At 42.4% G+C, this 9,494-nt stretch carries 6 protein-coding genes; 5 read left to right on the plus strand and 1 reads right to left on the minus strand.

Going from position 1 to position 9,494, the window contains the following annotated elements; all coding sequences use genetic code 11:
* Positions 1 to 109: 109 nt before the first annotated feature.
* Positions 110 to 3,232 (minus strand): transporter substrate-binding domain-containing protein, encoded by a 3,123-nt coding sequence (locus MTBPR1_RS08925; RefSeq protein WP_069188682.1) that lies wholly within the window; start codon positions 3,230 to 3,232, stop codon positions 110 to 112.
* Between the two features lie 813 nt (positions 3,233 to 4,045).
* Here MTBPR1_RS08925 and MTBPR1_RS08930 point away from each other — a divergent pair.
* The 5 genes from MTBPR1_RS08930 to MTBPR1_RS08955 all read left to right on the plus strand — a co-directional run.
* Positions 4,046 to 4,408, plus strand: a complete 363-nt coding sequence (locus MTBPR1_RS08930) for a hypothetical protein (protein WP_069188683.1) — start codon at positions 4,046 to 4,048, stop codon at positions 4,406 to 4,408.
* A 404-nt stretch (positions 4,409 to 4,812) separates the two neighbouring features.
* Complete coding sequence (locus MTBPR1_RS08940; protein ID WP_083222994.1) at positions 4,813 to 6,117, plus strand: relaxase/mobilization nuclease domain-containing protein; 1,305 nt, start codon at positions 4,813 to 4,815, stop codon at positions 6,115 to 6,117.
* A gap of 17 nt (positions 6,118 to 6,134) precedes the next feature.
* The gene (locus MTBPR1_RS08945) at positions 6,135 to 7,145 is read left to right on the plus strand and encodes an ArdC family protein (RefSeq protein WP_069188686.1); all 1,011 of its coding nucleotides are present in this window, start codon (positions 6,135 to 6,137) and stop codon (positions 7,143 to 7,145) included.
* Positions 7,142 to 7,594, plus strand: coding sequence for a hypothetical protein (locus MTBPR1_RS08950; RefSeq protein WP_069188687.1), 453 nt, complete (start codon positions 7,142 to 7,144; stop codon positions 7,592 to 7,594). The genes MTBPR1_RS08945 and MTBPR1_RS08950 overlap by 4 nt, the downstream gene beginning before the upstream one ends.
* A gap of 297 nt (positions 7,595 to 7,891) precedes the next feature.
* A partial coding sequence (locus MTBPR1_RS08955; protein WP_069188688.1) for a recombinase family protein occupies positions 7,892 to 9,494 on the plus strand: 1,603 nt, incomplete at its 3' end.

Consider the following 9,494-nt stretch of genomic DNA (forward strand, 5'->3'; position numbering starts at 1 on the left):
GGCTATGGGCAGAAGAAAGCACCACCGATATTAAGGGCGAATACATTTCTGTTGTCGAATGTAAAGCGGACCAACGTCTAAAACCGGCATATTGGGCCGTTGTTGACCCTCAACGGACCTTAAAACCAATCATAGAAACATCATCACGGCGTTGTTCATCACCCTGATGTTCATTGAAAGCATCTAGGATTAGGCCTTTTTGTTTTTCAAGTTTATAGCCCTGAGCGGACAGCAAAAGCTTTTTCAAACGTTTCTTTCCAAATCCACGTCTGCGCTCCCCCCCGATTTGATCAGTAATACCATCAGACGTCATAACAAAAGTTGCATCTATATCTGTAACAACAGGTTGATTGGTAAAAGTCTGGTCTGAAGCGATCCCTCTATAGCCTATGCCTTTCTTATCACCCTTTATCTCTTCACACTCTTGTTCTGTGACTTTAAACAATGAGAAGCGGGCACCTGCAAATGTCAGGTCACCTGTGTCGGCTTCTATCTTACAAATACCGAGTTCCAGACCATCGTCTGAGGCTCCATCTTTCTGATCCTGACCAAGCGAGTATTGTATGCTTCGGTGCATATAGGAAAGCAATATTGCAGGGTCACCATTTTTTTGTTCTCTCAATGCACGGTCTAAGGCGCCAGTCGCCAACATGGTCATGAAAGCCCCTGGCACGCCATGGCCTGTACAATCTGCCAAAACAAGAATGAAGCCGCCTTCACATCTGCGATACCAGTACAAATCGCCACCGACGACGTCCCTTGGTTCCCAGATCACAAAATGGTCTTTGAGGTCTTCTTTTAGGAATGCATCATTAGGAAGGATTGCCTTCTGAATATTGGAAGCATAGTCAATACTTTGAGAAATGGTATCTAGTGCACCTGTGAGTTCGAATTGAGCTTTCTTCCTCTCTTGAACTTCACTTCCAAGGCGGCGGTTCCAATATACAATGACTGCAATAACACTTCCTAAAACGATTGCGAGGCCTGTTACCCAATATATGACTGTCTTCCAGTCAATTCCGTGCTCAAAACGTACAGTTAATGCTGCCTTTCTAAGCTGGCTATGTTCTTCATCAGACATCTGAGCAAGGTATTTAGACATCAAAGACGTTAACTCGGGCCAATCCTTACGGATCGCTATTCCCCAACTGTTAACATCATATCCAGTTGGTGCTGCGATTTTTAGGTTTCCGAAACCTTGTTTCTCAATTAGATATCCTGCAGCTGCAAGGTTTCCCACATAGGCATCTGCTTGACCAAGAGATACCGCCTCAAGAGCTTTTGTTGTTGTCGGGTATGTGGCCAGATTCAAATCAGGTCGTTCTGCACGTAGCCTCTGGTGCATAATGAACTCATTTTCGACACTGATTGTCATGCCTTTAAGATCGTCTAAGTCCGTTATGACTGAACTATTTTTTCTAGAGACAATAACCATCGGACTAGACGTATAGTCGGGCGTGAAGTTCAAATATTTTGCACGCTCTTCAGAAAAAGCGGCTGTCGGTAAAATATCTACTGCTTGCAATGACTTTATATTTTCTATTCCCTCTGCCCAAGTCATATGACGGGTGTCGTAATCTACCCCCAGCGCAGTAAGAATATGTCGAACATATTCATATCCAAGACCTTTTGGCTGACCGTTTTCCATGTAAAAATAGGGCTGCCAAGAGCCAATAAATATACGTGCTTTAGGTTTTGTATTGAGCCACGCCCTTTCTTCATCTGTTATTGCAAAAACAGATGAAGAGTTCCCTCCGACTGAGGAAGTAATGATATTATCCATTTGCTCGGGCGTGATTGTCTCGATGGCTTTTTGGAATATATCGCGCAAAATTCTCGCATCTTTTCTTACCCCGATATTAAGAGGAATTGAGGCACGGTCTTCGGCTATAATCGGTGTGACTAAATTTTCAATGCCGCCTTTATTTGCGGCAAACATCCCAGCAATTCGATTTCCGATATAGTACTGAGCTTTACCTTTGGCAACAAATTGTAACGCGGCTAAAGTATCATCCACTTCAATTATTTTAATATCTGGATATAAATCGCGATAAAATTGGACGTTTCCAAAACCTCGTTCTAGAGCAATTGTCGCAGTAGAAACATCAGGATATGCAAAAGCCCCCCCCTTTGTCTTTCTTCCGAAAATTGCATGGCGTGTTTCTAGATAAGGTGTCGTGAAATGGTAGAAGGGCTCTCGCTTAGGGAGCGGTGTAATGTCTAAGACAGCATCTATTTTCCCGTCCTTAACATCGTTTAACAATGTCTTCCATTCACCAGGTCTAAGTACCAACTTGTTTCCAAGTAGTTTATTTATAATATTAAAAACCGAAGCTGAAATTCCGACTCTTTGTCCTGTTTCAGACTGAAACGAAAACGGAACCCAGTTTTCCATGATACCTACGGTGATCTTACCCTGCTTGCTAAGCCAATTTTTTTCTGAATCTGTTAAAGATAACGGTTTTCCATTGCTTCGAAATGCAACCCGCACATCTTGATCCAACCATCGTTTTTCCAAAGCTGAATAGTCACTTGCACTAATAGCCCGTAATCCTTGTTCAACAAGATTTAAAAGATCAGCGCGTGTCTTTAATACACCGACATGGATGTCATCTACCCAGCGGTCCACCTCTAGACGTTTAATTTTCCCTTTGGCACCGTAAACACTGGTCATATGGATAAACGAGCCATCCTCAGCAGTTACTATATCAACAGTACTATCCAGTAAGGCCTTAACTAACTCTTGAGGTGTTTGAAATGAAGCGAGTTTAAGATGGGGATAAAGGCTGGCACTTCTCTCTTCATGTGATGATCCAGAAAGTACCCCCAGTATAAACGAAGAACCGTCAGAAGGTATCTTATTAATAGCGCTATTTGCACGAACATAGAAAGATGATGAAACATCATAGATGGGGCCTGAGAACGCGATCACTTTTCCTCGTTCTTGTCCCTCAAACATTCCCGCATGGATGTCAGCTTCGCCATTTTTGATTGCTTCAATAGATTCTTGCCAATTGTAAATACGAAATTCGATCTTACGGTTGGCCTTTTCTGCCCAAAGTTTCCAAAGGTCAACCAACATCCCTGATGGTTTGCCATTTATATCCTTCCCCATAAAGGGGTGCAGACCAGTTGATGTAGCAATGACTAAAGGCTTTTCATTCTCAGCAATAGCAATAGAGGCGGTGTAGAAAAAGAGTACTACGAATACAAGAACCCTAAACATCCACATTCGATCATTCCCCTGCTATTTGTCTGTGAAAATTCAATACAACATCACGATAACATAATATTGTGTGTGCTGAGTTTTGAAAAGATAATCTTAGAATAGATAGGTTTAACAATTGTAGAAATGCCCGCTGCGATACTTCTGCCTTTGGCTAAACCCAGCCCTTCCTGCCATAGTTTACTAATTTCCGTTTTTCCACAAACAACAGAAATAACTCTTCAGAACAAGTTGTCACAGCCTGATACAGGTTATTTCACCCTAAAACACCCTGTCACAACCTATTTCAACCTAAAACACTGTAAAACAGGTTGCGCGGAACTAGTGCAAACCTCAACACAAGTGTTGCAAGCCTCTTTCAAGGTGATTCATTCCCCATTAAGCTCGATACATTAGCCCCGAATTTACAGTATATCTTCCTATATTCTGCATAAAATGCTCCAATAAGATTAAGCAAGCCATGGCGTCTACAATTCCATTTTGACACCGCTCGCAAGGTGATTACATCCCCGTTGAGCCCTTCTTATTTTTTGAAGCAATAATTCTTAAATCGACACCTATAATCTGCCCTCATTTGCATTAAATTTCATTTTTCTAAAATAAACTATTGCGCGGCCTATGCCGTCTACATATGTAACACGTATAAGCCCAAGACACCTCGCGAGCCCTTCCATGCAAACAAAGTTTACGGGGCTAGTTACCGGGTATCTTTACCATTATTTTCCAAGCATTGATTTAATCTGACGAATGTCATCTCTAAATCCAGCTTACAGAAGAAAAGACCATAACATGAATATATAATTTAGGAGTTTAATCAAAATGCATTATCGAGAAAGGGACCGTTTAAGCAAACAAAACATAGAAACCATTGAAACAGAACTCATGATGAAAGAGCCTGAGTTCTGCCAAGTTTTAGCTTCCAAAATGAACAAGGCTCACATTGACCAGGTGGAATATGCCGCAGCCTTATTTAATAGAGCGGTCGATATCGCAGTACAGAAATTCGACACCATGGAAGGCAATCAACACTTAGCAGACTTCTTAATCCACCTAAGCCGCTCCGTTCGTGAAGACAGCGAACAGGTCTTCAGTCTCGCCTATCATTATGAAAACTATCTTTCTTCACGAAAGGTCAATCGAGTTATCCCAATGGGCGGTAATTCTGTTGAAGTCGAACTTTAAGGAACCTGCAATATGGGTTCCCCTATATCTCGCGACTTCGTAATTTCCTTCAGGCTCAATGGCGAGGAAGTTGCAAAACTCGATAAAGTCCGAGACACCACAGACAGAACAAGAAACGACTACAGTCGAAGCATCATTCAAGGTCATCTGGATCTGGAAGTATCGGAACCGGTCAAACCTGTCAGGCTTCCGGCACGTAAGATGCCTACATATGACAGACAGCAGCTCTCACAGATACTTGGGCAGCTCGGCAAGATTGGTTCCAACATCAATCAGATTGCCAGGCATTCAAACGTTACCAGAAACGCACCTGTCAGTTACAAAATAAATCAAATACAGGCTGACCTACATGCCATTAGGGATGATATCTCAAATGCCCTTTATCCAGCTGGGAGGGCAAGCTGATGGTCATTAAAGGAAGCAGTCGCGGACATACAAAATCGAACACCCGAGAATTGGCAAATCACTTGCTATCATCGGAGAACGAAGAAGTCAGAGTTCTCAGATTGGAAGGAGTGTCCTCAACAAATCTCCACGACAGTCTTGAAGAAATGAGAACTCTGTCTTTAGGGTCTAGAACACGCAAATGCCTTTATCATTCCAGTATCAACATTACGGCTGATGAATCCAAAAGCATGACAGATGAACGATGGTTGGAAGCTGTTTCTGAACTTGAAACAGAACTAGGCCTAACCGGTCATCAAAAAGCAATCGTAATCCATAACAAAAAAGGCAGAGAGCACTGCCATATTGTTTGGAACCGGGTTCACCCTGAGACCTTAAAAGCTGCGTCCATGTCATGGAACTATCGCAAGCATGAAGAAGTTTCAAGCAGGATGGAAGAACGTTGGAGCCTTAAACCTGTTATGGGTGTTCACACTCGCCCTGAAGATGAAGACAGGCCTGTTTGCAAAGCCACACATCAGGATTGGCAATCCGCATCCCGCACCGGGGTAACTATAGAAGAAATCCAGGTCATCCTCAGAGAATCCTGGGAACAATCAGATAACGGTGATGCATTCATCGAAGCCTGCAAAACTCAACGCATAACTGTCTGCAAAGGCAAGCGAGGCATCATCATAGTTGATTGGAAAGGCACACCGCATTCCATTTCTCGCCGTCTGAAAAAGAAGGCAGCGGATGTCAAAGCCAAGTTTGCAGACATAAATATATCGGACCTTCCATCCGTTGAATCTGTGCAAGCAGAAATCAGAACTGGAAACACGTCATCAACAATAATCACGGAGGTAAATAATATGACGAAAGAAGATAAACAGAACCTACGAGGCATTCGCCCAAAGAAGAAGAAAAAGGGCAAACAGCCAACACCTGAAGAAAGATTAAAGCATTGGGTAGAATTAGGCTTATCTGGTGAGATTGGTAAAGATGCTGTCTGGATACATTTCTCAGACAACATCAGTTTCAAGGATACTGGTGACCGCATTGAAATCTTCGGAAAACCGACTGATGAAAGCATTCAGGCAATGTTGGATGCTGGCCGTGCCCATGGCTGGGAAGCTATAGAATTTTTCGGTGATGAAGATTTTAAATCGAGAGCTTTCAGATTGGCGCAGTTAATGGAACCACCCTTCCCTGTCGTTGGTTATGACATGCCTGATCACCTAAAGAAGGAATTGGATATCCCAGATAATATTCCAACACCAGAGCCAACGAATACCCCGGCTCCAACTACAAACAATTCGCTTTAACTGCAGGAGGATTTTATATGAGTAAAGAGAATAAGAAAAAACGTGATATAAAACAGGAAGCAACAGACCATATTTTAGGTCAAATCGAGCAAGGTACAGTTCCATGGCGCAAACCATGGGACGACGGTCTGGCAGGATTCAGTTTGCCACGAAACGGGGGCAGCAACCGCCCTTACCGTAATTTAAATACAATTATATTGATGGGACATCCTGGCTATATAGAAACGGGTGACCCACGCTTTTATACATTTAATCAGGTTCAGACGAATAACTGGAAAGTCATCAAGGGCTCTAAGTCTGTGCCAGCCTATTTCTTCAAAAAAATTGAAGTTGATAATGCTGAACCGAAAGAGGGGGAAGAAGACAAGAAAAAGATACCGATGTTAAAAACGTATCCTCTCTTTCATGCTTCGCAAATTGAAGGCTGTCCAGAATATAAACCTGATACCATCCAACAACCTGAATGGCAAAAACCGTTGCGCGTTAAAGCAATGCTGGATGCATCAGGTGCTCAATTAGGTATTGGTGGCAATCGTGCTTTCTATGACCCTGTTAATGACAGGATCCAAATGCCGCCTGAGGGCGCTTTCAAAACTGATATTGGTTGGAGTTCTACAGCCCTTCATGAGCTCGGTCATTGGACAGGTCACAAGGACAGATTAGACCGACAATTTGGGAAGTTTGGTGACCCGCAATATGCAAGGGAAGAACTCCGTGCAGAACTTGCATCCGTCTTTCTATCAATGGAGCTGGGTATTGAACCTGATTTTTCACAACATGCTTCTTATGTAGAGAACTGGGCAGAAATTCTCAAGGAAGACAAAAATGAGATTTTCCGAGCTGCTTCAGATGCTCAAAAGATTTCTGATTACATCATGGAATACGCACCTGAGTTAACCAGTGACGCTGACTTAGCAGCCGCTGCAGACCTACCTGAACATTTGATGGAGGAATTGGGCATTGCCACACCGGTTACCAATCCACCATTTGATGTCAGCGCACCTGTTTATGGAGGACCGGGTCTATGAGGAAACACGTTATATCAGAAAATGATTTCAACATGGGGGCCGTACTTAACACGTATGGCTCTCGTGATGCTTTCGCCATCCATCTCTCACAGTCATATAAACAAAGCAAGCGAACAAAGTTCCTAAAGGCTGTACGAGTTATTATTCAGGCTAAGTCTTTGGAAAAGACATCCCGCCTTAATCAAAAGCGCATTGACCTATTAAATGAAGATATGGAACTGATGACTTATTTCAAATCCGTCGACAAAAACGGTAAAGATTGTTGGAAAGATGAAGAAACACGAGTTCGCAATCAAATGCTGGCTAGATGCCCAAAAAAACCAATAAGTTTACACAAATTGCGTAAGCAGACATTTGATGGGGCCCAGAACTTATCCTTAGAAGCCATAAATGACTTGTTGGAAACCTGGCGCTCATGGGGAAGGCTTTTGTTGTTGTATCGGGCTTAAAATGGATTATTCGTCATTTCGGCACCCTGTATATGTTTTTAAGCAAATATGCCGCATTTGAAAAATTAGTTGCTCAAATACATAAACATTTTTCATATATAAAATAGAAAGAGACCCGCTCAATCTGGCGGGTCTTTGTCATTTATGCGTTAACCACACCTTTAAATCCTACAAAATTTAATTATTAGAAATATTCCCTCTATGGAATATTTTATAACAGCTTGTTTTAATTGAATAATTAGCTAGGAACGTGAATCTCCTTTTAGTATAATGTTTACAACATAAGGAGACAGAATCATGGTCAGAGCAGCCGTATACGCGAGGTATTCATCGGAATTACAACGCGCACAATCTATCGAAGACCAACTGGAAAGTTGTCGTCGCTATATTAAGTCAAAAGGCTTTGACCTTGTTGGAACCTACGAAGATGCTGCCGTATCTGGTTCATCAATCCATGGGCGTAAAGGCTTTCAAAATCTAAAAGCCGATGCAGATAACAATAAGTTCGATATCGTTGTTGCTGAATCTGTAGACCGGTTTGCTCGTAACTTGGCAGACGTCTCATCACTTAATGATGAATTCAATTTCTTGGGTATCAAACTCCACACAGTTTCAAATGGTGAACTATCATCACTGATAATCGGCATCATGGGTGGTATTGCTCAAAACCAGCTGGAAGAAATCAGAGTCAAAACCATCCGTGGGCAACGTGGCAAAGTTTTAGAGGGCTTAAGTGCTGGTGGTATCGCATATGGTTATAAGCAAAAGCCTGATGGTGAAAAAGGCGAACGAGAAATCGAACCTTACGAAGCTGAAATCGTTAAACGTATTTTCACTTCATATTTAAACGGTATGTCACCACGCAAAATTGCAGCCACTTTAAATGAAGAAGGCATCCCTGGGCCAAGCAACCGAGATTGGCAGGACACGACTATCCGAGGCCAGGTAAAACGAGGAACAGGCCTTCTTAACAATGACCTCTATAGGGGCCAATTGGTCTGGAATAAGTGTTCTTATATAAAGAACCCTAAAACCGGAAAGAAAGTCGCTAAACCAAATCCTGAAAGTAAGTGGGAAACCTATGAAGTTCCTGAACTTCGTATTATCTCAGACGAGCTCTGGCAGCAGGTTAAAGACCGCCAGCAATCCATGACAAAGGAAATGTCAAAGGATGAAAACGGAAATGCCTTAAATCGTGCCCATCGCACTAAACACCTTCTATCTGGCCTTATCAAATGCGGAGAATGCGGAAGTCCATTCGTCATGATTGGTGGCGATAGTTATGGCTGTAACAATGCCCGTAAGAAAGGCATCTGTAAGAACAAGGTTTCTGTTAAACGCAAGACATTCGAAAAACATATTCTGGATGCCCTGAAGCATAAAATGCTTGCACCAGAAGTCATTAAAAATGCTGTCTCTAAATATGAACAGGCTATACGTGATGTTAGGGAAGGTCAGACTGTTGATAAAAGTGTTCTTAGGGCACGTATTAAAGAGATTGAGAATAAGCAGTCTAAATTGATTGCAGCTGTTGAAGCTGGAATGATGACAGAGCAGATTGTGGAACGTTCAAAGCAGTTGGACAAAGAAAAAGTCAAATTGCAGGAAGAACTGGAAGACATCCAAACTCAAGTTGAAGAAATTCCTTCAGCAGAAGTTCTGGAAGAAGTTTACCGTTTGCATATGGATAACATGCTGACCTTGGTTAACAGCAAAGAATATCCAGATAGTGGGTTTGCAGAACCAATCCGTAAACAGATTAAAGAAATCACCTGCTACCCGGATGAGGATTACAAGACACTTAAAATCATGTTAGAGGGCAGTTTTGCAGCACTTGTAGAAGATTACACTGAGCATAAAATAGAAGAAGCCGCCTCAAATGAGACGGCTTCGACCTCGG

This window comes from Candidatus Terasakiella magnetica, from assembly GCF_900093605.1.
Lineage (GTDB): Bacteria > Pseudomonadota > Alphaproteobacteria > Rhodospirillales > Terasakiellaceae > Terasakiella > Terasakiella magnetica.

Excerpts from the sequence above, each read along its gene's own strand:
- MTBPR1_RS08925 (WP_069188682.1), bottom strand. The coding sequence starts at position 3,232 with ATGTGGATGTTTAGGGTTCTTGTATTCGTAGTACTCTTTTTCTACACC.
- MTBPR1_RS08930 (WP_069188683.1), top strand. The coding sequence starts at position 4,046 with ATGCATTATCGAGAAAGGGACCGTTTAAGCAAACAAAACATAGAAACC.
- MTBPR1_RS08940 (WP_083222994.1), top strand. The coding sequence starts at position 4,813 with ATGGTCATTAAAGGAAGCAGTCGCGGACATACAAAATCGAACACCCGA.
- MTBPR1_RS08945 (WP_069188686.1), top strand. The coding sequence starts at position 6,135 with ATGAGTAAAGAGAATAAGAAAAAACGTGATATAAAACAGGAAGCAACA.
- MTBPR1_RS08950 (WP_069188687.1), top strand. The coding sequence starts at position 7,142 with ATGAGGAAACACGTTATATCAGAAAATGATTTCAACATGGGGGCCGTA.